This window comes from Sporofaciens sp. St.21A7 (assembly GCF_059728535.1).
Genome location: NZ_BAAGFN010000001.1, coordinates 5,197,172 through 5,222,350, shown reverse-complemented (window position 1 = coordinate 5,222,350; position 25,179 = coordinate 5,197,172). Strand labels below are relative to the sequence as shown.

Below are 25,179 nucleotides of genomic sequence, written 5' to 3'. Positions count from 1 at the left end.
TGGCAATAAAATAGCATGAAACACTCTGTTTTTGGTATAATTGAATTGTCCAGAAACAACATACCAGCGGAGGCTCATGCTATGAATAACAGTATAACACAAGACAACCAGAATGATAACCAGATTTCTAAAACCATCAAAAGATTTTTCGCCAGATTCCATGTGGCGTCTGCCCTGAAAACGGCGGGCGTTTATCATAAGAAAGGTACACCTGTGACACAGATTTTTCTGTATCTGTTCCTTCTGATCTTTTCAAACAGAAGCATGTACATGAATCTGCTGTCGGGAAGAAATACGCCGGCTTTTGCTAAAGATACGGTATACCGCTTTATGAAATCAACACAGATCAACTGGATCAGGTTCACAACGATACTTGCATCAAGAATTATCAAGGATGCCGTTGTCCCACTAAATAACGCGGACAGGGAAAATGTTCTCTGCATTGATGATTCTATGTTTGAAAGAAACCGCTCCAAGAAGGTGGAACTCCTTGCAAAAACTTACGACCATGCAAAACATGCTTATAAGTTTGGGGTCCGTATGCTGACCCTGGGATGGACTGACGGAAGTACGTTTCTTCCAGTCAACAGCATCCTTTTATCCACGGATAATAAGAAAAACCGTGTGAATGAAGCCGTCAGCCTTGATAAAAGGGCCATCGGTTATAAGCGCCGCAAGCTTTCCATGACCAAAGGGACGGAAGCTATGTTAGAACTTCTGAAAGCCGCTAAAACAACAGGGATTCCTGCAAAATATGTCCTCTTTGACAGCTGGTTTTCTTCTCCCAAATCGCTTCATGCTGTAAAAAATCTTGGCTATGAAGTGATTGGAATGATTAAGAAAACCCCGAAAATGTTCTTCCGGTACAATGGAGAAGAACTCTTCCTTATCGATATCTACAAGAGGAACAAAAAACGCAGGGGACGTTCCAAATACCTCTTATCAGTGGATGTGGAAGCCATCAAAGATGAGAAAGCGATCCCGGCCAGGGTTGTTATATGTCCGCAACAGGAATAAGCGCAAGGAATACCTCTGCCTTATCACAACAGATACATCCTTATGTGAAGATGAAATCATCCGCCTTTATGGAAAACGCTGGGATATCGAAGTATTCTTCAAAGTCTGCAAGAGTTATCTCAGGCTCAGCAAAGAATGCCATTGCCTTTCTTTTGATGCAATGACCGCCCATACGGCAGTTGTTTTTACCAGGTATATGATGCTGTCCATCGAAAACAGGGAATCAAACGACAGCCGCTCACTTGGAGAACTGTTTCTGTACTTTTCTGACGAAATGTCTGACATCACATGGATGCAGGCATTTCAAATGCTGCTTCAAATGTTCCGGAAACTTTTAGAGGAACACTGTGATCTTGTTGATGAAAAGATAGATGAACTGATTGACACTTTTATCAGCACCCTGCCATCCCTGCTACAATCCCAATTAATAGTAGCATAGTGTTCCAAAAGGCTGTTCTTTGATAATAAAATTATTGCCAGATATTGAATTTTCAAGGTGCATAGCTAAAATCCATGTGCGAGGTTTGAGTTTATAAATTTTTCCATTCTTGTGAAAGCGGAAATTTATAAGCCATGTCAAAGGCAGCAATGGCAGCTCTATTTACATCTAAAATTTCTGTAAAATCTCTGTCTTGCCCTCTGATTCCTTTTTCACTCAAACCGGCTAACAACTGCTCCGCCGTTGCTAGCATTACTAAATGAGCATTTTTTGTCTCTTGATAAGTGCTTCTTACACTACCCTGACATTGTTTTCTTAAACAATAAAGATAATGCCTAAATGCCTCTTTTTCACTAAAACCGGTAGACGACGGCAAACTTCCTTTAAAAAGCATTTCACTGTGTGAATTTTTCATTATATCTGGTGGTTCTATTCTGTCCAGCAACTTCATACGTTTTGCAATATCCAAAAAAGGAATCTTATACTCCGATAATGCCTGAGGACAATAGTACCACACCGCACGCCGACTGGGTTGATTTTCATCTATTGTTTCAAAATGCTCTGGTTGAAACCACCTTAAATTCAGAAAATTGCCCGAAGCTATCGCATCACATTTTGCTAATGCCATGCATAACAATTGATGGCTTGCATACCCCACAATAACTTTTTTTTGTTGCCTTTTTATTCCTGCAACTAAAGACATAATATTTGAAACCCATAATGGCCTATCAATTAAATAATATTTTCCCGGATGCTCACAAACAATATATACACCTTCCACATCCCATTCTTCAACATACGATATTACTTTTTCAATTTGAGTTTCATCATTAACAACATCACTCGACAATGCAACTGTGTGTATATAACCCATATCAAGTGCATATTGTTTAGCATTTTCTATTATCATTCGCTGTACTTTATCCCATAAATCATCAACCTTTTTTGCTGTAATTGATGGTAATAAAAAAACATCTGCATTACATTCTTTATTCAGCATTGATAATTCTTTTACAACTTTATCAAACTGCCCTAACTCTAAAGAGGTAATATTGTCTTGTGGCCAATATGTATATTGTGTTAATTTTTTCTGAAACTGTCTTGGATAATATAGCTGTGGATCAATAATAACTTTTCCGTTTTTCTTATGTACTTTTGAAACATAATTTTTCATGTTCTTTGGTAAAATATTCATAGGGCTAATAATAATAGTCCCTTCACCAAATTCATCTAAATGCTCTAATGCTAAAGACTGCGTACCATGCCCCATTTGTATAAACAGTTCCATATCCCTTTCCTCCTCATTTTTATCCGTAAACAAATGTCATTTTCGCCGCTTCAAGCCATTCCAATGCCTGGTCTGCAGTTTTAGGTCTACGCGAAGGATACTTTCCCATCATTGCTCCAAGTAAAGCCATAAATTGGCTTTGTGTATCCCCTTTGATTGTATGATGTACTGGTGTAATAGTCTCAGTTCTTTGTAAAACTTCAAGTGCATTTGAAGAACCTTCCCTAAACGGATTTTTTCCTGTAATACACTCGTATGTAACAACACCAAGCGAAAAAATATCTGCTCTGGAATCAATTTCTTTTTTCAAATTATTAAATTGTTCTGGAGCAGCATATCCCGGTGTATGCGGTCCCATTATCGCCTCTGTCCGTGTTAGTGAATCTGCCCCTAGTATGCGTGCTATTCCAAAATCCAAGAAAAACACATTTCCATCATCTTTTAGAATAATATTTTCCGGCTTTATATCCCTATGAACAATACCCTTCTTTTCTATACTTGCAATAAAATTAAGTCCCTGTTCTAAAAAGAATACCGCCTCTTTTAATGAAAAATGCAGTCCTTCATTAAGTACTTTTCTCAATTCCACTCCGCATACCTTTTGTTCAACTATATACAATGTTTCTGTATCTTCATATTCTATTGTACCAGTTTCATATATCCGAGGTACCATTGGCAAGTTTAAACCTTTTTCAATTTCTATCTCTCTCAATGAACGAGAATCATTAAGATGAAAATACAATTTTATAACACATTGTCCGTAAGATTTATGCACTGCATCAAATACAACTTTCTGCCCACCTCGTGCCAATAATTTCACTTTTTCAAATTCATTCTGACACATATCCTGAAATTTTTTCATATGCGTTTTCTCCTAACATAAATGTGAAACTGTTTTTCCAATCCATTCATTAAACTGTAAAGACTGGTAACTTGATGGTAAACTCAACTTCCTTGCCTCAACTATTTTCTTAAAACTTTTCTTTTTACAATATAACCCTATTCCTTGTCTTTCAAAATTTTTTATAGTGCCACTCTGTGGATTGGCAGAATTAGTCAGAGCATATGACTGAGAAGCAAACCATGTATTAATCAATGATTGCTCAGCTACTTTTTTCATATCCGTCATTTTGGCTTCTACTGAAACCAACTTTTTTATATTATATATCTTTCCTATATTTACTGGTTTCCACAATCCATGGACTCGGCAAATCAAATTTGCGTCTAGCAAATTCTCTATAGACTGCAATGTTACTCTTTCAGACATTTTTAGTCCTGATATTAAATCACTTCCTGTACTTCCTCCTGTCATAATCAAGTGGGACATCACCTTTAAATCATTAACAGTAAGCTTCTCTCTTTCCTCAGACCAATTATCCAATATTTTAGGTGAATAAGATGCAAATACAATATCTGGAAAACCCGATGCCACTTTAGGTTCAACAAATACTGCTAAATTATTTACTTTATTATTTTTTAAAAAGGCATGGATATAATAATCAATGAACTCTTCCACTAACTCCAATTCTTCCCCTTGAGTTGTTGGTCGCGTGAATAAACCAATATTTTCTATATTGTGGTCAAACATCATTATCCTATCCATACTATACATCTTCCTTCTCCATAATCTCGTATCAGTTATTTCTTAATTCAATTATATGATGCTGGGGTCAAAACATAGTGTTTTCTATGTTTGATACTCTGCAAGAACCTTGAAAATTTAATATTTTATAGTAGATTTTTTGTAAAAGAATTCATTGCCTTGGAATTGTTGATGTACTTCCGGCTTATTTCTATGCCAACACCGGGTTTTGTGCATAATTCCCCAAGCCCTTTCGGAATCCAAAGAGCTTTCTGAAGTTTAAGGCTGCTATTTTACTTCCAAAAAAGAATTTACCCCGTTGTTTACCTCTTGGAAGTTTGTCCAGATGGTAATTCTTTCGGATATTGGCCGGAATGGTTTCTACACCATTTCTCAGCCTTGCTAAATTGCTGAATTCCTCACTTTGCATATATCTCTGGCTTTTTGCTCTGTTGGATGCATTTTTTGAGGTAATAAAAGTGGCAACTTTTTTATAAATCTTGGGGCGGCACTGATCCTGATATGGACAGCCGACACAATGATTCCGGTCAAATGAGACTCTGCATTGCCTTGTTGTTTTGGTATAAGACTGGCTTGCCGGTTCATGACCCGCAGCACATTTCAGAAGACGGGTTCCATCTTCATTAAATTCGAAATCAGCCAAAGCATCCGGTGCTTCTTTGCCAATTAGTGCTGTAGTTACCAGTTTCACATTCTTTTCTTTCGCGAGAGCTACATTGTCCTGGCCATCATAACCGCCATCTGTAACCAGAATGATTTCTTCTTCAGACTTTTCCATTGCTGAAAGAGATTCCTGAAGGAAATGACTGTCCGTATGAGTGTTTTTATCAAACTGATAATCCGTTACTACAGAGCCATTCTTGCCAACCGTTTCTTCTATGTTTGCGGCATATCCTCTGTATGACTTGCCGGATTTGTTTCTGTAAGTGGCATCCGGATCAGATGGATTTTGAAGTGCCGATGAATTCATGGTGCCATCTTCCTTGGTCCTCAGACGACGTTTATTATTTTCAACAACTGTCTGGTCAGAAAGACATCTGACAAAAAGCTGGTATTCTGTCGTTTCTTCAAAATCTGTTTTGCACAGTTCCAGTAAACAGTCACTGTCTGCCAGCAAGGTTTGAATAATTGCTTCCATGTCATCATTTCTCTGATGATAGAAGATACGGTTATAATCATTCGGGTCTGCGTAATGCTTTAGTGGCTCAGGAACCATATCTGGCTGCTTCTTTGTAAGATAAACAACCAGTTTAAATATACAGGTATAGATCAGCTCCATACGGCTCAGAAAACGAATGTTAGCTTCTATCATCATGGAATCCATACGGCGTATGCGTCCATTCAGTTTCATTATCTTAGCGATTTTACCGCTGAGATCTTTTACACAGTCGTGGTATAAGTCCACACCATGAAGTGTCTCATAGTCATAGCATCTTTTACGGAAACGACTCAGGGTTTTGTCTGATATCGGCTGTTCTGCAAAGCTTGTGGTATGCAACGCGTATTGAAGGTGGAGATCAAGCATCAGATTCTCAACGATTTCATCATCAGAATAATCAAAAAGTTCCTTGATGATGAGCGCACCGATAATAACGTTTACAGGTGCATTAGGTCTGGATGCTTTATCACAGTACAGGACAGAAAAGCGTTCTTCATCTATAGATGGAAAAATTTCATCAGCAAAAATCTTCGCCCATGATTTTTCCAAAGCTTTTCTTTCGCGTTCAGTAAGAGCCGTAAAACTATCATCTAATGATAATTGCTGACAATCATTTGTTTTAAAAGACATAGAACATACCACCTTTCAGAAGTTATTATTATTATAACTTATAAAGCGATGAAATGCTTGTATTTACTGTAAAATATTAAATTTTCAAGGTTCTATTTCGTGGGCTTTTGACCCCAGCATCATTATATCAATTTAAAAATAGAAAAGCGATCAACAAACAATCCTTATCCACGTTTTCTGGATCTAATGAATCAACCACAGTACCTTCAATTGTAAGCTAATGTGTGATCATTTAACATATACTAAGATTTGTTTCTGCAATTTTCGCTTGAAAAAACAGGTACTTTGTATAATATTACCAAAGATATACCATAAATACAATTGACATTTTGCACGAATTATATAAATCATTTATATCATGTGTTTTCTGGCGAACATATTAACCTTGTCAAAAGTGTAATAAGAACTTCAAACTTTACATTACATTACCTACTTTTATCCATAATTTTGCAATATAAAACTGCTACAAATGTACTCACCGCTGTAGCTACAATCCCTGGCCCCACAATTGCCGTTGGATTCACGCTCCCATATTGTGACCGATACGGTTGTGTCAAGCTAAGACTAAAAAATTGTTCTCCTATCTGCCTAATTATTTTCCATTATCATAACAGCACTCCGGCTCTTCACGAAAAAGCGATTCATCTTTTCTAGATACTAAGTATCGAAATTTATAATATCTTAGGCTGGTGAATAATAATATAAATGTGCTTGTCTTTCATCTTTTCTTCATAACTGCTCTTAAAATTACAAGGGTTATCAATCAATTTTTCTTTATCATATATGAAAAAATAAATATTCTTAGCGCTATAATGTACCATATCTGCTTCTATTTCCTCGACCAGCTTCTTCAATACCATTCCTTTTCTCGTGCACTTTACTTCAATAGTATTTTTCGAATCCAACAAAATATCCGACCTGACTGCACCATATCCCGTATCCTCATTTACCTCTGCTCTTGCCATTGGATAGAGTGGTTTAAGATATGCATACAACAAATGTTGGACATCGTACTCATTTTTTATTCTTAATCCTTCTAACTGCTCTTTTTGAATCCCTCCTTTTTTATGAAGTCTCCTTTCGAAAAGATTTTCCAAAAAAAGATAAAAATTTTCCAGTACATCCAAAAGCAATCTGCCGTTTTCATTTACATTCATAATCTCATTCATGTACTCTATCACTCTCTTTTTGGCTTCAAGCATCTTTTCTTTTGTATCTTTATCAGAATATTCATTCGGGAGATAGTAGGCCCTTCTTTCCAAATCAATTAAATATTGCGAATCCATTCCTGTTCTTTTCATCTGCTCTTTTAAAGCGCTTATCGCGGCTTGAAATGACTGACTGTCCTTTGCGCACACCAATATTTCCATAGCTTGTTGTATGCTACCGGAATTACTAAACATCTTTATTTCCGCCCCCTTCCCAGCGTAAATAGAACAAAAATAAAGGGTCTAAAATATACAATACTCCTTCCTTCCAATCAAGAACTTTGAATATATCCTCCCGGCCATCCAATAATTCTTGTAGCTTAACCAAACTTTCTTTTATAGCTTGCGGAGTAGGTTTTTTACAATCATCAGCAATCAAACAATAAATACGCTCTTTAACATCCTCAAATTCCAATTTCATAATAGGTGGATTTTCTGCAATGGATTTTACAATCAATTCATAAAGATCATAATCCTTCCCATTATCTGCTCGAAATCTGTTTCTGCTTTTTCCTCTCATGTTTGGACCCTTTTGCATCAGGGATACCACATCACCATATTCAAAATTTGCAGTTGTATATCGATATGCAATATTCAAAATTTCCGGTTTTACACACGAAGCATCTCTACCTGACATTTCCAAAATCGTACAGATATTTAAGCAGATGTACTGCATCAACTGCGGAGAAGATAAACTTTCTACCGCAATCTGTGTTGCAACATTATCTTCAATCTGTATGCCCAGTTTTTCAAATCCTACTTTTGCAATTTCTTTTAGATCATTTACTTCCCATGATTCCATATTGATCATGCTTAATCGTCCTGAAAGGTCTGCGTTCCTGCGAATTGCTTCATCTGCCCTGTGGGGCAAAGAAACAACAATTGCCTTAAATCCTCTTCGGATTGCATCTTTAAGTTGCTGTGCAATCTGCATTCGTTTCTCTTCCTGCGCGTAATGGAAATCATCGATAACCAAAACCAGATTTTCTTTTTTGTAGTATTCTATAATTTTATCTTTTGTCAAAGAATAGGTTTCTTTTTTCGAATATTTATCTTTGGTATCAGCAATCATTTTCTCAGAAGAAAACTCTCCTTCATAAGCCAAACCAACTTTTGCGGCAACCACTTTCCAAAAATCTGTCTCTAAACTAAAATCTGCTCCTGAGACTTCCACAATCTTTTCAAATCCTATAACCTTTTCACATAAAATCGTTTTTCCCATTTTAGAAGGGCCTACCAAAGAAGTCAAAAAGCCAGACACCTTTATTGCCTGCATTAAACGAAATTCATATGGCAGATCTGAAACTGCAGATTTACGTGATATATAAGTATATTCAGGAAATGCACCTGGTCTGAACACATCTTCCGCCTTTAATCCCATCATCAGTTTCTCCTTTTCCATTTTTATTTATTATACCACTTATATATTATAATTAAACCTTTTTTATCCAATTTAATACATTTTTATTAGTTTTATACACTATAAATTATTTTTATCACAAAAACGGAGAGCCTCACACTCTCCGCTTCCCATCCACCATCTTACAATACACCACCGCCACAATCGTACTCACCGCCGTAGCCGCGATCCCCGGTCCCACGATTGCCGCCGGATTCACGCTCCCGTACTGGCTCCGGTATGCAATCACATTCACCGGGATTAATTGCAGTGACGAGATGTTGATAATCAGGAATGTACACATCTCATTGCTGGCAATCCCCTTTTTCCGTGCTTTCCCCGGCAGCCGTCCTTTCCTGCGGTCATCCTCAAGCTTAGAAAGCTCTTCCATCGCCCGTAATCCTGCCGGCGTTGCCGCCCACCCAAGCCCCAGCACATTGGCAATGATGTTCGTGGTAATATGCTCCTGCGCCGGATGATCCCCGGGAAGTTCGGGGAACAGGAAGCGTACAAGGGGGCGTATCCTGCGGGACGCCCCGCGGATGATCCCGGCTTTTGACGCAATCTCCATCAACCCCACCCAAAAAGACATGACGCCCATCATGGTAATACAAAGGGTAATTGCTTCTTTGGATGAATCAAGGGCCGCATTTGTAATATCCGGCATCCGTCCGGTAAAAGCGGCAAAGATAATCCCAATCAAGATCATACCCGCCCATAGGTAATTCAACATTTACTGCACCTTCTTATGGCTTTTACTTCTACCATATGCAGCTCATTTCCGTAATAGAATATAGTTGATTTCCGTATATTTTCATATTATATTATTATAACAGACGCGGCTGAGATAAGAGAGACTTGGAGGGGATATTGTGGAAAATCTACGAATCGAACTGCCTGAGAGAGTAGACAGGATTATTACCATATTACAAAATCACGGATACGAGGCATATGCAGTGGGCGGCTGCGTCAGAGATTCCGTCCTCGGAAGAGAACCGGAAGACTGGGACATCACTACGTCGGCGACGCCTGAGGAAACGAAAGCGCTGTTCTGTAAGACTTTTGATACAGGAATCCAGCATGGGACAGTCACGGTACTCATGGGGGAGGAAGGCTTTGAGGTGACGACCTACCGGATTGACGGGGAGTACGAGGACAGCCGCCACCCCAAGGAGGTGACGTTCACCCGCAGCCTGCGGGAGGACCTGCGAAGAAGGGATTTCACGATCAATGCCATGGCATATAATGAGAAGGACGGGCTGGTAGATATCTTCGGCGGAATACGGGATATTCAGGCAAATATAATCCGGTGCGTGGGAAATGCAAAGGAGCGGTTCTTAGAGGATGCGCTTAGAATCCTGAGAGGGCTTCGTTTTGCGGCACAGCTTGATTTCGGCATTGAGGAGGATACAAGGCGGGCAATGGGGGAGCTTGCCCCCACCCTAGGGAAAATCAGTGCGGAGCGGATTCAGGTGGAGCTTGTGAAAATGATTACGTCGGACAGGCCGGAGTTTTTAAGGGATGCGTACGAATTGGGCGTCACCCGGGTATTCCTGCCGGAATTTGACCGTATCATGGTAACAGGACAGGAAACGCCCCACCATATGTATTCCGTGGGGGAGCACACGCTTCATGCGATGAAAAATATCCGGGCGGATAAGGCGCTAAGACTTACGATGCTGCTGCATGACATGGGTAAACCTGCACGAAAGACGGTGGATGAGCAAGGGGTGGCACATTTTAAAAAGCATGCCGCGGAAAGCCAGATAATTGCAAAGGATGTGCTGAAAAGGCTGAAATTCGACAATGACACACTGAATAAAGTAACAAGGCTGGTCTGTTACCATGACTACCGGATGCCTGCGGCGGCGAAGAATGTGCGCCGTGCAATGAACCAGATTGGGGAAGATATATTCCCTTACTATATGGAAGTCCGCCGTGCAGATGTCTTGGCACAGAGTATGTACCGGCGTGATGAGAAGATAAAGAATCTGGATGAGATTGAGGCGTTATACCGGGAGATTATAAAGGAGAAACAGTGTGTAACCCTAAAGGGGCTCGCCGTATCCGGGAAGGATTTGATAGCCCTGGGAATGAAGCCGGGGAAGGAGATTGGAGCTTGTCTGAACCAATTATTGGAACGGGTCATTGAGGAGCCGCAGTGGAATGAGAAAGAGAAATTATTGGAGTTGGTATCTGCTGTTAACGCGGAAGCAGACCATGATAGAAAGAGCATAGAGTAAGCCGCTTAGGTAAATAACACCCGGGAACCTTGCATATTTCCCCGCATTCAATCATACGTTAGAGAGAATATGTAATGTAAGTGCAGGGGATGGATATGCAGGAGTATGAACTAAATGTATTAGAACAGTATGATGTAGAAGTCAGCGGCACCCGCAAGACGAGGGGTGCTGTTTTATGCGACTCAGACCAGGGGCTTCTGCTGCTGAAGGAAGTAAAAGTGTCAGAAAAGCGTATTCCTGCGTTGTATGAGTTGCATGAGTATCTGAATGCCCAGGGATATACCAGGACGGACAGAATCATACGGACGAAGGAAGGGGAATATCTCGCCGTGTCGGAAGACGGAAGCCAGTATTTGCTGAAATCCTGGTTCCAGGGGCGGGAGTGCGATATTAAGAAACCGGCTGAACTGCTTGCGGCGTCAGGAAACCTTGCCAAGCTGCATGTGTTGATGTGCAAGAGGTTAGAAAACAGCGTGGCTCCGGGGGCGCATCTGGGGGAGGAATACCTCCGGCATAACCGGGAACTAAAGAAAGTGCGGAAATTCATGCGTGGGATATCGCCTAAGGGAGAGTTCGAGTCGGCTTTCCTGAAATATTTTGAGCAAATGTATCAGTGGGCGGACTGTGCCGGCCATGAGCTGAACGAATCCGGCTATGACGAGATTTACCGGGAGAGCGTGGAGAAAGGATGTATGACCCACGGGGAGTACAACTACCACAATATTTTAATGCTCTCGGGAGAACACTGTTACAGGAAAGAGCCATGCCAGATTGCGGTTACGAACTTTGAAAAATTTAAAAGAGATGTACAAGTGGAAGATTTGTACTATTTCCTGCGGAAAGTGATGGAAAAACAAGGATGGAAAGTCAGGCTGGGCGATAATATGCTGAATGCTTACTCGGCAATCCGCCCGCTTTCCAGGGAAGAGATGGAATATCTCAAAATCCGGCTCATTTACCCGGAAAAATTCTGGAAGGTGGCGAATTCCTACTATCATTCCAACAAAGCATGGATTTCTGCGAAGAGTATTGAGAAACTTAGCATGGCTATCCGGCAGACAGAGGAAAAGAAGAGGTTTTTAGAAGAGATATTTTCTTTTCATTTGTAGATTCCTGTTGTATAATAGAATCATTAAGGACAGGAGGTACAAAAATGGAATACCGTGAAAGATATGAGGGATGGTTGAACGACCCATATTTCGATGAAGCAACAAAGGAAGAATTAAGAAGCATTGCAGAGGATGATAACGAGATCAAGGAACGTTTTTATAAGGATTTGGAATTCGGGACGGCTGGTCTTAGGGGAATCATCGGTGCGGGGACGAACCGCATGAACATTTATACGGTAAGGAAGGCGACTCAAGGGCTTGCAAACTATATTATCAGCAAGGACGGACAGAAAAAGGGGGTCGCAATCGCGTATGATTCCCGCCGGATGTCTCCGGAATTTGCAGATGAGGCGGCGCTTTGCCTTGGGGCGAATGGAATCAAGGCGTATGTATTCGAGTCTCTGCGCCCGACGCCGGAGCTGTCTTATGCAGTGCGCTCTCTGGGATGTATCGCAGGAATCAACATTACGGCAAGCCACAACCCGCCGGAGTACAACGGATACAAGGTCTACTGGGAGGATGGCGCCCAGATTACGCCGCCCCATGATAAGGGTATCATGGATGAAGTGAAGGCTGTTGTGGATTACAGCACGGTCAAGACCATGGGGCTTGAGGATGCGAAGGCAGCAGGCGTGTATGAAGTAATCGGTGCGGCGGTGGATGACGGTTACATAGCAGAGCTGAAAAAGCAGGTTATCCATCAGGATTCGATTGATGCGGTGGGGAAGGAACTCAAGATTGTATACAGCCCGCTCCATGGAACAGGGAATATTCCTGCAAGGCGGATTTTGAAGGAGCTTGGATTCGAGAATGTCTATGTTGTAAAAGAGCAGGAGCTTCCCGACGGTGAGTTCCCGACGGTTTCTTATCCGAACCCGGAGGCAAAGGAAGCTTTTGAGCTGGGACTTAGGCTTGCGAAGGAAGTGGACGCGGACTTGGTGCTTGCCACAGACCCGGATGCAGACCGGCTTGGCGTGTACGTGAAGGATGCGAAGTCAGGTGAGTACAAGGTACTGACCGGCAATATGTCCGGCTGTCTCCTTGCCGATTATGAGATTGGGCAGCGCAAGGCTTTGAAGGGGCTTCCGGACGACGGCTGTCTGATTAAGACGATTGTTACGTCCAATCTGGCGGACGCCATTGCGAAGGGGTATGGAATCGGCTTAATTGAAGTGCTGACTGGATTCAAGTTCATCGGGCAGCAGATTCTTGGATTCGAGACGACAGGCAAGGGTTCCTATCTCTTTGGGTTTGAGGAGAGCTACGGCTGCCTGATTGGAACCCATGCAAGGGATAAAGATGCGATTGTTGCGACTATGGCGCTGTGTGAAGCTGCGGCTTACTATAAGACTCAGGGCAAGACGCTGTGGGATGCAATGGTGGACATGTATGACAAGTATGGCTATTATAAGGATGATATTCAGTCTATCACGCTGAAGGGAATCGAAGGCTTGCAGAAGATTCAGGAGATTCTCGAGACGCTGCGCAAGAATCCGCCTACAGAGGTTGGAGGTTATCAGGTTGTGAAGGCAAGAGATTATCAGGCTGAGACGGTCAAGGATATAGCGACAGGGGATGTGACAGGAACAGGCCTGCCTAAGTCCAATGTCCTGTACTATGACCTGACAGACGATGCATGGCTGTGCGTAAGGCCGTCCGGAACGGAGCCGAAAGTGAAGTTCTACTATGGCATTAAGGGAAGCTCTCTTGCGGATGCAGATGAAAAATCGGCAAAGCTCGGAGAAGAAGTTCTGTCTATGATTAACAAGATGCTGTAAGAGTCCCAAAAACCTTGAAAATAGCTGAAAATACGGCGAAAACCCAAGAATTTGCCTTGACATTTATCGGGAAAGAAGTTATAACTGTATCTATAGGTCTTCATGCGACATTTGTATGAGGCCGCAGAATAGATAATAGAATAAAAATAAGGGATTCTATGTGTAGACAAGAGGAGGAAATTATCCATGAATAAGACAGAATTAGTGGCAGCGATTGCTGATCAGGCAGAATTATCCAAGAAGGATGCTGAAAAAGCGTTAAAGGCTTTTATTGATGTGGTAACAGATGAATTAAAGAAAGAGCACAAGGTTCAGTTGGTTGGATTCGGAACTTTTGAAGTGAGCAAGAGAGAGGCAAGAGAGGGAAGAAATCCGCAGACTGGAGAGACGATGAAGATTGAGGCTTGCAAGGCTCCTAAGTTCAAAGCCGGAAAAGCATTGAAAGACGCTGTCAACGAGTAATTCATTTTGTATAGGAAACCGGCGCGGGATGGAGTTGGATTCGGATGAAAGGAAGAGCTGATTCCGTGGCGGGGACTGACATGGGGATTAGGATGCCGCGGGGGTCGGATAAGACCTCTGGGCATCTTTTTTGTTGTAGGAAAGGAAAATGATTCATGAGATTAGATAAGTTTTTGAAGGTGTCACGGCTGATTAAGCGCAGGACCGTGGCAAATGAAGCGTGCGACGCAGGACGTGTGACCGTCAACGGGCAGGTGGCGAAGGCCTCTGTGAAGGTGAAGGTAGGAGACGTAATCGAGATTCAGTTCGGCACGAAGACCGTAAAAGTGGAAGTTTTAGACATTCAGGACACCACAAAGAAGGAAGAAGCAAAAGACTTGTTCAAATATTTGTAATATTTGGCGTCAGCCTTTCATATGATTATTAAGAAAGGTTGTGAAGCGCATGGAAGAAAGAACCATACAGAAAAATCATAAGCTGGTAATCAATAACCGGAAGACCAGCATGGTGACCGGGGTAATCGACGTGTTATCTTTTGACCTGAATGAAATCCTTCTGGAAACGGAACAGGGGATGATGATGGTGAAAGGGTCGGATCTGCACGTCAACCGGCTGAGTGTGGAAAAGGGAGAAGTGGATCTCTCGGGAAATATTGACAGTGTCGCCTATTCTGATGTCCAGGCGCACGCAAAACAGCAGGAGAACCTGTTCTCGAAGTTGTTCAGGTGACGCTATGCCGGGAATCAGGGAGGAAATGATGGTGTTTCTGGCAGCAGTGGTGTCCGGTGCCATTGTCCGGCTTGTCTATCAGTGCATCCGGTGTTTCCGCCGGATTGTCAGCCATACCCTTGCGGCAATCGGCGCGGAGGATTTGATTTTCTGGCTAGGCTCTGCTGTCTATCTATTTGTGCAAATTTACCATACAAGCGATGGTAGTATCCGTTGGTATTTTGTACTAGGTGTTGTGCTTGGCGTGGCTTTCATGTGGGTTTTCCTTGACAGGGAGGAAAAACTGTTCAAAAAGATTTACGGCAGGAAACAAGAAAGTTATCGTCAGGGACTTGATAAAAAAGAAGAAAAAAGTTAAGATAAGAAAGAATAAGGGTGAGTATAACAGGCAGGGGTGCCTGTGAATAAGGGTGAATCGCATATGGGGAATACGGAAAAGAGACGTCCGAAAAGGCATCGGAAGAGACGTATGCAGCGTCATAAGAGGAGCGTACTGGCGGTCAGCGCGGTCGTTCTCCTTTTGTTTGCAGTCGTGACGGCGAATAGTATATCGCTTAGGGCCAAGGAGAAGGAGTACTTGGACCAGGAGCAGGATTTGGAACAACAGATCGAGGAAGAGAAAGCGCGCGCAGAAGAGATAGAGGAGCTTCGGGAGTACGTGGGGACAGACCAGTATGTAGAAGACATTGCGCGGGAGAAACTAGGGTTAGTTCACGAGAACGAGATCATACTGAAAGAAAAATAATGGACAGAGGATAAGCTTTAGGATAGGTTCCTAAGGCTTTTTATTTTTTGTTTTTTGAAAATTATGTCTGAAAACCGTTGAAAGGGGAGCAAAGAATGGTGGAAATAAAGGAAAAGACGGCATTTATCAACCCATATGTCGTACAGATGGACAAGTTTGCAGATTCTTTGGTGCATTTGTCAAAAACATTCCTTACGCTGGAGGATTATAAGGGGACATTTTCTAAGGATGAGGTCGAGGAAATGTTCCAAAAGGTCACGGATAAAGTTTGTGAGAACTGTGAGAAGCGGCAGTGGTGCATGGGGGAGAACCGTGTCCATACATACCAGATGCTATATGAGATTCTATGCACGGTGGAGGATTTCGGCGCAGAGCTGAGCGTAGAATTGAAACGAAGCCTGCAGAAACGGTGTATACGGGCGCCCAGATTCTTGCGGGAGACGTTGGAGACATATGAGAACGCCAAGAAGATTATGATGTGGAGCAATAAGATGGTGCAGAACCGGGAGGGGTATGCGCAGCAGCTGAACCGCTTTGCGGAAATGATCCAGCATACGACCCGTGAGCTGGACGCCGGTATTTTTGAGGACGAGCATCTGGAAAAGCGGTTGAAAACCCAGCTTCGCAAAGGCGGGGCGAGGATGCTGTCGTCGGTGTTCTATATGACGGCCCAGGGGAAGTATGAGATTCATCTTACCGTGAAATCTATGAAGGGGCATATGATTGCCACGAAGGAGCTGGCGTCTGTCGTGGGGGCATGTACGGGAAGGACGATGACGCCCCAGATGGGGGAACGCCCGCTGGTGGGGGAGGAATATTGTACGGTGGCGTGCGTGGAGAGCGCCAGATACCATACGCTTCAGGGCGTGGCGAAGATAGGGAAGGGGTGTGCCAAGATATCCGGGGATACTTTCCTTATGACGGACTTGCCCGGGGGGAAGAAAGGGATTGCGCTGTCGGACGGCATGGGTTCCGGGGAGGAGGCTTTCAAGGAGAGCAAGATGGTGGTGGAGATGTTAGAAGAGCTTCTGGAAGCTGGCTTCCCTGTGACGATGGCGATCCAGCTTATGAATACGGCGCTGGTGATTGCCCGGGAGGAGGTTCGCTTCTCTACCATTGACGCAAGCCTGTTCGATTTGTACAGCGGGACTTGCGAGTTTGTCAAGGCGGGGGCTTCGACTACATTTATCAAGCGGAAGGACGAGGTGGAGACGATTACTTCTACGTCCCTGCCTGTGGGAGTAATCCGGGAGCTTGAGTTAGAACCGGTGGAGCGGCAGCTTGAGTCGGGGGATTATGTGATTATGGTGACGGACGGGGTGCTGGATGCATTGCCGGTAGGGGAGCAGGAGACGTTGATGCGCAAATTTATAAAGGATGCGGATATCGTGAACCCGAAAGAGCTGGCGCACCATATTCTTGAGCAGGTGTTGGCATGGACGGAAGAAGAGCCGGTGGATGATATGACGGTGTTGGTAATTGGAATGTGGAAACTGTAAAGATATATAAAATACTTGATTTTTACACAGGATTTATTTATATTATAACTGTTTTCCAGGGTAAAAATGTACAGAATCAGATAGAAGGATAAATATATGTATCAGCGGGTGAAAGAGTATATCCGGCGTTATCATATGCTGGATGGGAAGGATAGGGTAATAACAGGCGTATCGGGAGGTGCAGATTCCATATGCCTTCTTTTCATGCTTAGTAAGATGAGCCTGGAGTCAGGGTTTACGATAGTTGCCGTCCATGTGCATCACGGGCTGCGGGGCGATGCGGCGGATGGGGATGCGGCATATGTGGAGGATATCTGCAGGGAACTGGGGATTAAGCTTCGGACATTTCATGAAGATGTGCAGGGATACGCCCGGAAAAAGGGGCTGACTCTGGAAGAGGCGGGACGGGATGTAAGACGGAGGATATTTGAAAAGGTGTTGGAGCAGGAGAAGGGGACGAGGATTGCGCTTGCACATCACCAGAATGATAATGCGGAGACGCTGGTCTTGAATCTGTGCCGGGGATGCGGGCTTCGTGGGCTTGGAGGGATTGCGCCGATTGCCGGGGCGTGGATTCATCCTCTTTTGTGCCTGAAAAGGGAGGAAATTGAATCATATCTGGGAAATCGGGGAATATCTTATTGTACGGATGAGTCGAACCTATCGGATGATTATACCAGGAACCGGGTCCGTGCTCATGTGCTCCCGTATCTTGAGGACCAGGTCAACAGCCAGACTGTCCGCCATATGTCGGAGACGATGGAGCAGATGCGGCTGGTGGGGGAGTTCGTGGATCAGGAGGTCAGCCGGTATGAGGAGAGGTGCGTCCGGTACGGGGGAGGCAAAGCCGTACTTATGGAAGCGGAATTCCGGCAGGTTCCGGACGCACTTCGCAGGTTCGTGCTTCAAGAAATGCTTTGCCGGATAGCGGGAAGAAGGAAAGATATAGGGAGTGTCCATATTACAGCGTTGGAAGAGCTGGGGAAACGTCAGGTGGGCAGGCAGGTAGATTTGCCTTATGGGATGCGTGCAAGGCGATGTTATGAGGGAATCGAAGTGTTTATCCGTAAACCGAACGGAGAAGGGTGTTTGGAATTCGAGCTGTCTGCAGAGAAAGGGCTGATAAGCTGTAAAGAAATGACGGAAGGTGCAGTTTGCGAATGCCCTGCCGAGGCAAGGGTATTTGAGCGGACGGCAGATATGGTAATATTTCCGGAAAACCCCTACACGAAATGGTTTGATTATGATATAATTGAAAATACTGTTAAAATCAGGCATCGCCGGCCAGGAGATTATATTACCATCTCGAAGGAAGGCGGCACCCAGAAGCTGAAACAGTATTTTATTAATGAAAAGATACCGGGCGGCCTGAGGGACAGGATATGGCTTGCCGCAGACGGGCAGCATATTATGTGGGTTGCCGGGTACAGGCAGAACCAGAAGTATCAGATTACAGACAAGACCAGGAGAATCCTGGAATTGAAATTTTACGGAGGACAAGACGATGGGAGAAAGCGTCAGAGTGATGATTTCGGAGACGGAGGTTGCGAAAAGGATTGAGGAAATGGGACGGCAGATCAGTGAGGATTATGCAGGAAAGCAGATTCATCTGATTTGTATCCTGAAAGGGGGCGTGTTCTTCATGTGCGAGCTTGCGAAGCGTATCAGCGTCCCGGTGTCTATGGACTTTATGAGCGTGGGCAGCTATGGAGACGGGACGGCTTCCAGCGGCGTGGTAAGGCTTGTGAAGGATTTGGATGAGTCGTTAGAGGGCAAGGACGTGCTTGTGGTGGAGGACATCATTGATTCCGGAAGGACATTATACTATCTGCTGGATGTACTGAGGAAGAGACAGCCGAATAGTATGAAGTTATGTACGCTTCTTGACAAGCCGGACAGAAGGGTAAGGGATGTCAAGGTGGATTATGTGGGATTTGAAATCCCAGATGAGTTCGTAGTGGGTTATGGGCTGGACTATGCCCAGAAGTACAGGAATCTGCCGTATATCGGGATTGTAGAAGGCGTGGAATAGAAAGGGGCTTGAGACATTGAATGATAGGAAGGTAAGGGGACTGAGCGGAGCCACGGTCCTGACGTTAGTAGTATTTCTGTTTGTCATATTGTGGCTGACCAATCAGTTCGACCAGAAGGAAGAAGAGATAAACTGGAAGGAATTTGAGGAGCTGGTGACGAGCGATAATCTGGGAAATGTGGTCGTGAACCAGAACAAGAATGTTCCGACAGGGCGGGTGGACATTGAGCTGAAAGATAAACTGGGCGAGCTGAAATATCTCTATGTGTCGGATGTGAATCAGGTTCAGGATTATCTGCAAGAGAAGAATATCAGTTATGAGATGCCGGACGTCCATGAAGACAGCTGGTTTGTGACGGTGGTTGTGCCGGTCGTGCTGACGCTGCTTGGAGTGATGCTGATTTTTACCGTGATGAACCGCCAGAGCGGAGGCGCAAACGCAAAAGCGATGAACTTTGGGAAGAGCCGTGCAAGGCTGAGCATGGGCGGCGATAAGAACATTACGTTTTCACAGGTTGCAGGCCTGAAAGAAGAGAAGGAGGAATTGGAGGAAATCGTGGATTTCTTAAAGTCTCCTAAGAAATATATCCAGGTGGGAGCGAGGATTCCCAAAGGCGTGCTGCTGGTGGGACCTCCGGGAACAGGAAAGACGCTGCTTGCCAAAGCGGTGGCCGGTGAGGCGGGAGTGCCGTTCTTCACGATTTCCGGTTCTGATTTCGTGGAGATGTTCGTGGGCGTTGGCGCGTCCCGTGTCCGTGATTTGTTCGAGGAGGCGAAGAAGAATTCTCCATGCATCATCTTTATTGACGAGATTGACGCTGTGGCGAGACGGCGCGGAACAGGAATGGGCGGCGGCCATGACGAGAGAGAGCAGACGTTAAATCAGCTTTTGGTGGAGATGGACGGATTCGGCGTCAACGAGGGCGTCATCGTGATGGCTGCTACGAACCGTGTGGACATCCTCGATCCTGCAATCCTGCGTCCCGGAAGGTTCGACCGCAGGGTCATGGTGGGCAGGCCGGATATTCAGGGAAGAGAGGATATTCTCAAGGTCCATGCCAAGGGCAAGCCGCTTAGTGAGGAGATTGATTTAAGGCAGATTGCCCAGACCACGGCTGGGTTTACGGGGGCAGATCTTGAGAACCTGCTGAATGAGGCGGCGATTCTGGCGGCGAAGGAGAACCGGATTTATCTGAAACAAGAGGATATCAAGAGGGCGTTCGTCAAAGTCGGAATCGGTGCGGAGAAGAAGAGCCGGGTGATTTCGGACAAGGAAAAGCGGATTACGGCGTTCCATGAGGCGGGACATGCGATTCTGTTCCATGTGCTGCCGGATGTGGGACCGGTCTACAGTGTGTCGATTATTCCCACCGGAGGGGCAGGAGGGTATACTATGCCGCTGCCGGAGAATGACGAGATGTTCAATACAAAAGGAAAGATGCTGCAGGATATCACAGTCGCACTTGGGGGACGTGTGGCGGAGGAGGAAGTGCTGGACGACATTACCACCGGCGCATCTCAGGATATCAAGCAGGCAACCAGCCTTGCGAAGTCTATGGTCACGAAGTTCGGGATGTCCGAAGCGGTCGGCTTGATTAATTATGACAATAACAGTGACGAGGTGTTTATCGGCAGGGATCTTGCCCACGCGTCAAGAGGCTATGGGGAGAGCGTGGCTACGACCATCGATCAGGAAGTGAAGCGTATTATCGATGAGTGCTATGTCAGGGCAAGGAATGTGATTAAGAAATATGACGATGTCCTGCATGCGTGCGCAGATTTGTTGTTGGAGAAGGAGAAGATTTCAAGAGAAGAATTTGAATCATTATTTGCAGGAGAGGTTTCGGAAGCTTAATAATTAAACAGAGTACAGAGAATAATAATTAGGGGGATTACGGCATGAATACACAGGCATTATTTTGTGATGGGACAGCAGGTTATGTGATTCCACAGGAGCCCCGGGAAAATGAATCTGTGAGATTACGTTTCCGCACAGCCAGAGATGATGTAAAAAGAGTACGTCTCATGACGGCTGTCGGCGGTTATGATATGGAGAAAGAAAATGGAAACGGCAACGGCAGTGAATTTGATTATTATGCGATTACATGGCGGTTAAATGAGAATCCGTTCCGTTACTGTTTTGAGATTCAGGATGGAGAAGAGACATGGTATTATGGAAGATGCGGCGTGTCGAAGGAGATTGTGGAGTTCTATAATTTTGTTATCGTACCAGGATTTTCGACGCCTGACTGGGCGAAGGGCGCGGTGATGTACCAGATATTTACCGACCGTTTCTACAATGGAGACAAGTCTAACGATGTGGAAACGAATGAGTATTATTATATCGGCGGGTACAGCCGGAAGGTGACGGACTGGTACAAATACCCGGATGCGATGGGAGTCCGGGAGTTCTATGGGGGCGACTTGAAAGGCGTCATGGAGAAACTGGATTATTTGCAGGAGCTTGGGGTAGAGGTGCTGTACTTTAATCCATTGTTCGTGTCTCCGTCGAACCATAAATATGATATCCAGGACTATGATTATATTGATCCGCATTACGGAGTGATCGTAGAAGACGGCGGAGAGGTCCTGCCAGAGGGAGAGACGCAGAACCGTAAAGCGACGAAGTACCAGAAGCGGGTCACGGATCTTAGGAATTTAGAGGCGAGCAATCAGTTATTTATTGAGCTTGTGGAGGAACTGCACCGGAGAGGGATGAAGATTATCCTGGACGGTGTGTTCAATCATTGCGGTTCTTTTAATAAGTGGATGGACCGGGAGCGGATCTATGAGGGACAGGAGGATTATGAGCCTGGGGCTTATGTGTCGCCGGATAGCCCATATAAGAGTTATTTTCATTTTAACAATGACAGTGAAGAGAACTGGCCTTACAACAATAGCTACGACGGGTGGTGGGGGCATGATACGCTGCCGAAACTGAATTATGAGGATTCTGTGAAACTTGAGAATTACATTTTATATATCGGAAGAAAATGGGTGTCTCCGCCCTACAATGTGGATGGATGGAGGCTGGATGTGGCGGCAGACCTTGGGCAGTCCAATGGGTATAACCATCATTTCTGGAAGAAGTTTCGTAAGGCGGTCAAGGATGCCAATCCCAATGCGCTGATTCTTGCGGAACACTATGGGGACCCCAGCGAGTGGCTTCAAGGAGACGAATGGGATACGGTGATGAACTATGATGCGTTCATGGAGCCGGTCACTTGGTTCCTGACTGGGATGGAGAAGCACAGTGACGAGCATCGGGAAGAACTGCGGGGAAATACGGATAATTTCGTTGGTTCGATCACACACCATATGGGGAATATGCTGACGCCGTCCTTGCAGGTGGCGATGAACGAGCTGTCAAACCATGACCATTCCCGTTTCCTGACGCGTACCAATTATATGGTGGGACGTGTGGAGAATCTTGGACCGAGGGCGGCGAATGAGTATGTGAACCTTGCCGTCATGCGGGAGGCGGTGGTGATGCAGATGACTTGGATCGGCGCTCCTACCGTGTATTATGGCGATGAGGCCGGGGTCTGCGGATTCACGGACCCGGATAACAGGCGGACGTACCCGTGGGGGTATGAGAATCAGGAATTGATTGCATTTCATAAGGAGATGATTCGGATTCATAAGGAGCATCCGGCGCTGCGGACGGGGTCGCTGAATATATTAAGCGGCTCGATTGGGGTGTCGAATGGGGATGAACATAATATACTTGCATATGGGCGGTTCGAGGGGGAAGACCGGGTCGTGGTGATTGTGAATAATCGGTGCGAGCTTGCAGAGGTGACTGTTCCGGTGTGGCTTGCCGAAGTGCCGGTGAAATGCAGGATGAAGAAGCTGATGTATTCCTATCAGGAGGGGTATTCTGTGGATTATGAGGAATATCTGGTGGAAGATGGGGAAGTGGTTGTGAATATGGGAGCGTATTCAGCGTTGGTGCTGTGCGGGTAAGGAAGAGGGCGTGGTTGCGCCCTCTATTTCTACTTATAATCTCTTTTTTGATTTTTAACAATTCCATAGCGCAAATAAAATCAGCAGCCTGTAGGAGCCTATATTTTTGTGGCGCAGCCTTTCTAAACTCAACACTTGAAAACTGTATCGAAAATACAGCGTTTAGAATTGCACTAAGCTCGTTCTGGCCATTGTCATAATATACAATAATCTTATCAAAATTTGCAAAGAAATCTTGATGTATATCAATTTCCTTATTAATTGCCTTAGCCAATTTACCTGACAAAGAAACTTTGTCTTTTGCTTCTTTTCTATCCACAACAACTGTCAGATAAGTAATCGGACATGTATTAACGAAATTTAGCATCTTATATAGCAACTTTCTTCTTTCATTAATAGAATATCTTGCAAAGACTTCTTCTCTGCGAATGACGGGTCCTGTATGTATATACTCCACATCAAATCCCGAAAGTTTTATACTCTCCTCCAATTTTGCAACTTGCTGATCTATGTTATTCTCTTGAGCGTGAAAAACAAAGGTAACCAAATAGTATGCAGGACGTTCCTTTACCTCTCCAAAATCACCGGATTCATCAATAAAAACACTTAATTCTTGCATCTGAGTTCTCCAATATATTAGAAATGGCGGGAAATTCTTCCCGCCTACGGTGGTCCAAAGAGCTTCTGCCCAGACCGAACTGTAATGCATTACAGTTTTATTCTATTCACACTATACCATATTTATGTATAGCTTACAAGTATATTTTTAGGAAATCTGTTATTTTGATAACACTTCAATACCGGTTTCCGTGACCAGCACCATATATTCCACCTGTGCGGACAGCCCGTCGTCGATGGTATAAACGGTCCAGTCATCATCCTCGTCAACAAAAAAGTCAGGGCTTCCCTCATTGACCATAGGTTCGATGGTAAACATCATACCAGGAACCAAAACCATCTCACTGCCCTTCGGCGTTACATAGCTGACGAAAGGTTCTTCGTGGAAGTCCAACCCGATTCCATGGCCGCCGATGTCTTCAACTACGGAGTAACCATGCTTTTTGGCATGGCTGTTGATTGCATAGGCAATGTCGCCCAAATGCCCCCAGGGCCTTGCCGCTTTTAATCCAAGGTCTACGCATTCCTGGGTCACACGGACAAGCCTCTCGGCTTCCGGGGAGATGTCTCCGATGGTGAACATCCGGGACGCGTCGGAATAATAACCGTTCAAGATGGTGGATACGTCTACGTTGAGGATGTCTCCTTCTTGCAGGATTTCATACTCGCTTGGGATTCCGTGGCAGATGACGTTATTGAGGGAAGTACATACGCTCTTGGGAAATCCGTCATAATTCAGCGGGGCGGGGATGCCGCCATGTTCTGTGGTAAAGTCGTAGACCAGGCGGTCGATTTCTTCCGTACACATGCCTTCGTGGATATGGGACGCTACATGGTCTAAGACGGCGGTGTTTAACGCCGCGCTTCTTTTGATGGCTTCGATTTGGCGGGGCGTTTTGAGCATGGAACGTTTTGGAACGATCTGGCCTTTGGCTGCCAGTTTCCATAATTTTATGTCTAATTTATCCAATGTGATACCTCTTTCTGACTGAACATATTCTCATCTACTATTATATCACCCTTGTCAAGAGGGAAAATTTGTAAATCATGTATGTATAAAAAAATTAATGTATGTATAGGTGAAAATTGGTATAAATATTTACAAAAAGGTGTATTAAAAGTGTATTTCATAGTATAATCCTTTTATAAGAGACGATATATCAATGTAGAATGAATCGGAAAGGAGGTCACTTTTTATGGAATATACATTTAGCTCAGTTTTTTCATCCGCAACTTTTCCTGAATATACTTATGT

Annotated in this window: 21 protein-coding genes and 3 pseudogenes; 14 read left to right on the top strand and 10 right to left on the bottom strand. The window is 44.3% G+C overall.

Features of this window, described 5'->3' with window-relative positions:
• Positions 1-81: 81 nt before the first annotated feature.
• Positions 82-1,456 (top strand): annotated as a pseudogene (locus tag AC6I3O_RS25905) (IS4 family transposase).
• Positions 1,457-1,547: 91 nt separating this feature from the next.
• Here the strand turns inward: AC6I3O_RS25905 and AC6I3O_RS25900 are convergent.
• The 8 genes and pseudogenes from AC6I3O_RS25900 to AC6I3O_RS25865 all read right to left on the bottom strand — a co-directional run bounded on the left by AC6I3O_RS25900 (position 1,548) and on the right by AC6I3O_RS25865 (position 9,476).
• Positions 1,548-2,744: a hypothetical protein gene (locus AC6I3O_RS25900; RefSeq protein WP_497853310.1), complete on the bottom strand. Its 1,197-nt coding sequence runs from the start codon at positions 2,742-2,744 to the stop codon at positions 1,548-1,550.
• Positions 2,745-2,763: 19 nt separating this feature from the next.
• Positions 2,764-3,606, bottom strand: coding sequence for a serine/threonine-protein kinase (locus AC6I3O_RS25895; RefSeq protein WP_497853309.1), 843 nt, complete (start codon positions 3,604-3,606; stop codon positions 2,764-2,766).
• Positions 3,607-3,618: 12 nt separating this feature from the next.
• A complete protein-coding gene (locus AC6I3O_RS25890) occupies positions 3,619-4,347 on the bottom strand; it encodes a hypothetical protein (protein WP_497853308.1) in 729 nt (242 codons plus the stop codon).
• A 190-nt stretch (positions 4,348-4,537) separates the two neighbouring features.
• Positions 4,538-6,136 (bottom strand): transposase, encoded by a 1,599-nt coding sequence (locus AC6I3O_RS25885; protein ID WP_497853307.1) that lies wholly within the window; start codon positions 6,134-6,136, stop codon positions 4,538-4,540.
• Between the two features lie 425 nt (positions 6,137-6,561).
• A pseudogene (locus AC6I3O_RS25880) lies at positions 6,562-6,681 on the bottom strand (nucleoside recognition protein); the annotation flags it as partial.
• A 126-nt stretch (positions 6,682-6,807) separates the two neighbouring features.
• Entirely contained in the window at positions 6,808-7,539 is a 732-nt protein-coding gene (locus tag AC6I3O_RS25875) for a PD-(D/E)XK nuclease domain-containing protein (RefSeq protein ID WP_497853306.1), read from the bottom strand.
• Entirely contained in the window at positions 7,532-8,728 is a 1,197-nt protein-coding gene (locus tag AC6I3O_RS25870; protein ID WP_497853305.1) for a TniB family NTP-binding protein, read from the bottom strand. The genes AC6I3O_RS25875 and AC6I3O_RS25870 overlap by 8 nt, the downstream gene beginning before the upstream one ends.
• A gap of 130 nt (positions 8,729-8,858) precedes the next feature.
• Positions 8,859-9,476, bottom strand: a complete 618-nt coding sequence (locus AC6I3O_RS25865; RefSeq protein ID WP_497853304.1) for a nucleoside recognition protein — start codon at positions 9,474-9,476, stop codon at positions 8,859-8,861.
• A 139-nt stretch (positions 9,477-9,615) separates the two neighbouring features.
• On the opposite strand from AC6I3O_RS25865, the gene AC6I3O_RS25860 reads away from it, so the two are divergent.
• From AC6I3O_RS25860 to AC6I3O_RS25800, 13 genes are all read left to right on the top strand, one after another.
• Positions 9,616-10,986, top strand: a complete 1,371-nt coding sequence (locus AC6I3O_RS25860; RefSeq protein WP_497853303.1) for a CCA tRNA nucleotidyltransferase — start codon at positions 9,616-9,618, stop codon at positions 10,984-10,986.
• Positions 10,987-11,081: 95 nt separating this feature from the next.
• Positions 11,082-12,095: a CotS family spore coat protein gene (locus AC6I3O_RS25855; RefSeq protein WP_497853302.1), complete on the top strand. Its 1,014-nt coding sequence runs from the start codon at positions 11,082-11,084 to the stop codon at positions 12,093-12,095.
• A 44-nt stretch (positions 12,096-12,139) separates the two neighbouring features.
• Complete coding sequence (locus tag AC6I3O_RS25850) at positions 12,140-13,873, top strand: phospho-sugar mutase (RefSeq protein ID WP_497853301.1); 1,734 nt, start codon at positions 12,140-12,142, stop codon at positions 13,871-13,873.
• A gap of 186 nt (positions 13,874-14,059) precedes the next feature.
• Complete coding sequence (locus tag AC6I3O_RS25845; protein ID WP_497853300.1) at positions 14,060-14,335, top strand: HU family DNA-binding protein; 276 nt, start codon at positions 14,060-14,062, stop codon at positions 14,333-14,335.
• Between the two features lie 155 nt (positions 14,336-14,490).
• Positions 14,491-14,730 carry an RNA-binding S4 domain-containing protein gene (locus tag AC6I3O_RS25840; RefSeq protein WP_159749018.1) on the top strand — a complete coding sequence of 80 codons (240 nt, stop codon included), beginning with the start codon at positions 14,491-14,493 and terminating at the stop codon, positions 14,728-14,730.
• A 49-nt stretch (positions 14,731-14,779) separates the two neighbouring features.
• Complete coding sequence (gene yabP, locus AC6I3O_RS25835; RefSeq protein WP_497853299.1) at positions 14,780-15,064, top strand: sporulation protein YabP; 285 nt, start codon at positions 14,780-14,782, stop codon at positions 15,062-15,064.
• Between the two features lie 4 nt (positions 15,065-15,068).
• Positions 15,069-15,422 (top strand): spore cortex biosynthesis protein YabQ, encoded by a 354-nt coding sequence (yabQ, locus tag AC6I3O_RS25830; RefSeq protein ID WP_497853298.1) that lies wholly within the window; start codon positions 15,069-15,071, stop codon positions 15,420-15,422.
• A 42-nt stretch (positions 15,423-15,464) separates the two neighbouring features.
• The gene (locus AC6I3O_RS25825; RefSeq protein ID WP_497853297.1) at positions 15,465-15,809 is read left to right on the top strand and encodes an FtsB family cell division protein; all 345 of its coding nucleotides are present in this window, start codon (positions 15,465-15,467) and stop codon (positions 15,807-15,809) included.
• Between the two features lie 95 nt (positions 15,810-15,904).
• Positions 15,905-17,308, top strand: coding sequence for a SpoIIE family protein phosphatase (locus AC6I3O_RS25820; protein WP_497853296.1), 1,404 nt, complete (start codon positions 15,905-15,907; stop codon positions 17,306-17,308).
• 96 nt (positions 17,309-17,404) lie between these two features.
• Positions 17,405-18,868 carry a tRNA lysidine(34) synthetase TilS gene (gene tilS, locus AC6I3O_RS25815; RefSeq protein ID WP_497853295.1) on the top strand — a complete coding sequence of 488 codons (1,464 nt, stop codon included), beginning with the start codon at positions 17,405-17,407 and terminating at the stop codon, positions 18,866-18,868.
• On the top strand, positions 18,813-19,340 hold the full coding sequence (gene hpt, locus AC6I3O_RS25810) for a hypoxanthine phosphoribosyltransferase (protein WP_497853294.1): 528 nt from the start codon (positions 18,813-18,815) through the stop codon (positions 19,338-19,340). Before tilS ends, hpt begins: the two co-directional genes overlap by 56 nt.
• A gap of 16 nt (positions 19,341-19,356) precedes the next feature.
• Complete coding sequence (gene ftsH, locus AC6I3O_RS25805) at positions 19,357-21,195, top strand: ATP-dependent zinc metalloprotease FtsH (RefSeq protein ID WP_497853293.1); 1,839 nt, start codon at positions 19,357-19,359, stop codon at positions 21,193-21,195.
• Between the two features lie 44 nt (positions 21,196-21,239).
• Positions 21,240-23,306, top strand: a complete 2,067-nt coding sequence (locus AC6I3O_RS25800; protein ID WP_497853292.1) for a glycoside hydrolase family 13 protein — start codon at positions 21,240-21,242, stop codon at positions 23,304-23,306.
• Positions 23,307-23,388: 82 nt separating this feature from the next.
• On the opposite strand, the pseudogene AC6I3O_RS25795 reads toward AC6I3O_RS25800, so the two are convergent.
• Both AC6I3O_RS25795 and map read right to left on the bottom strand, forming a co-directional pair.
• Positions 23,389-23,925: pseudogene (locus AC6I3O_RS25795) on the bottom strand (hypothetical protein); the annotation flags it as partial.
• 159 nt (positions 23,926-24,084) lie between these two features.
• Positions 24,085-24,894, bottom strand: coding sequence for a type I methionyl aminopeptidase (gene map / locus AC6I3O_RS25790; RefSeq protein WP_497853291.1), 810 nt, complete (start codon positions 24,892-24,894; stop codon positions 24,085-24,087).
• Positions 24,895-25,179 lie beyond the last annotated feature (285 nt).

Excerpts from the sequence above, each read along its gene's own strand:
- AC6I3O_RS25845 (WP_497853300.1), top strand. The coding sequence starts at position 14,060 with ATGAATAAGACAGAATTAGTGGCAGCGATTGCTGATCAGGCAGAATTA.
- AC6I3O_RS25900 (WP_497853310.1), bottom strand. The coding sequence starts at position 2,744 with ATGGAACTGTTTATACAAATGGGGCATGGTACGCAGTCTTTAGCATTA.
- tilS (WP_497853295.1), top strand. The coding sequence starts at position 17,405 with ATGTATCAGCGGGTGAAAGAGTATATCCGGCGTTATCATATGCTGGAT.
- AC6I3O_RS25850 (WP_497853301.1), top strand. The coding sequence starts at position 12,140 with ATGGAATACCGTGAAAGATATGAGGGATGGTTGAACGACCCATATTTC.
- AC6I3O_RS25840 (WP_159749018.1), top strand. The coding sequence starts at position 14,491 with ATGAGATTAGATAAGTTTTTGAAGGTGTCACGGCTGATTAAGCGCAGG.
- AC6I3O_RS25855 (WP_497853302.1), top strand. The coding sequence starts at position 11,082 with ATGCAGGAGTATGAACTAAATGTATTAGAACAGTATGATGTAGAAGTC.
- AC6I3O_RS25875 (WP_497853306.1), bottom strand. The coding sequence starts at position 7,539 with ATGTTTAGTAATTCCGGTAGCATACAACAAGCTATGGAAATATTGGTG.
- yabP (WP_497853299.1), top strand. The coding sequence starts at position 14,780 with ATGGAAGAAAGAACCATACAGAAAAATCATAAGCTGGTAATCAATAAC.
- yabQ (WP_497853298.1), top strand. The coding sequence starts at position 15,069 with ATGCCGGGAATCAGGGAGGAAATGATGGTGTTTCTGGCAGCAGTGGTG.
- AC6I3O_RS25820 (WP_497853296.1), top strand. The coding sequence starts at position 15,905 with ATGGTGGAAATAAAGGAAAAGACGGCATTTATCAACCCATATGTCGTA.
- AC6I3O_RS25800 (WP_497853292.1), top strand. The coding sequence starts at position 21,240 with ATGAATACACAGGCATTATTTTGTGATGGGACAGCAGGTTATGTGATT.
- AC6I3O_RS25865 (WP_497853304.1), bottom strand. The coding sequence starts at position 9,476 with ATGTTGAATTACCTATGGGCGGGTATGATCTTGATTGGGATTATCTTT.
- AC6I3O_RS25885 (WP_497853307.1), bottom strand. The coding sequence starts at position 6,136 with ATGTCTTTTAAAACAAATGATTGTCAGCAATTATCATTAGATGATAGT.
- AC6I3O_RS25895 (WP_497853309.1), bottom strand. The coding sequence starts at position 3,606 with ATGAAAAAATTTCAGGATATGTGTCAGAATGAATTTGAAAAAGTGAAA.
- AC6I3O_RS25890 (WP_497853308.1), bottom strand. The coding sequence starts at position 4,347 with ATGGATAGGATAATGATGTTTGACCACAATATAGAAAATATTGGTTTA.
- AC6I3O_RS25870 (WP_497853305.1), bottom strand. The coding sequence starts at position 8,728 with ATGATGGGATTAAAGGCGGAAGATGTGTTCAGACCAGGTGCATTTCCT.
- hpt (WP_497853294.1), top strand. The coding sequence starts at position 18,813 with ATGGGAGAAAGCGTCAGAGTGATGATTTCGGAGACGGAGGTTGCGAAA.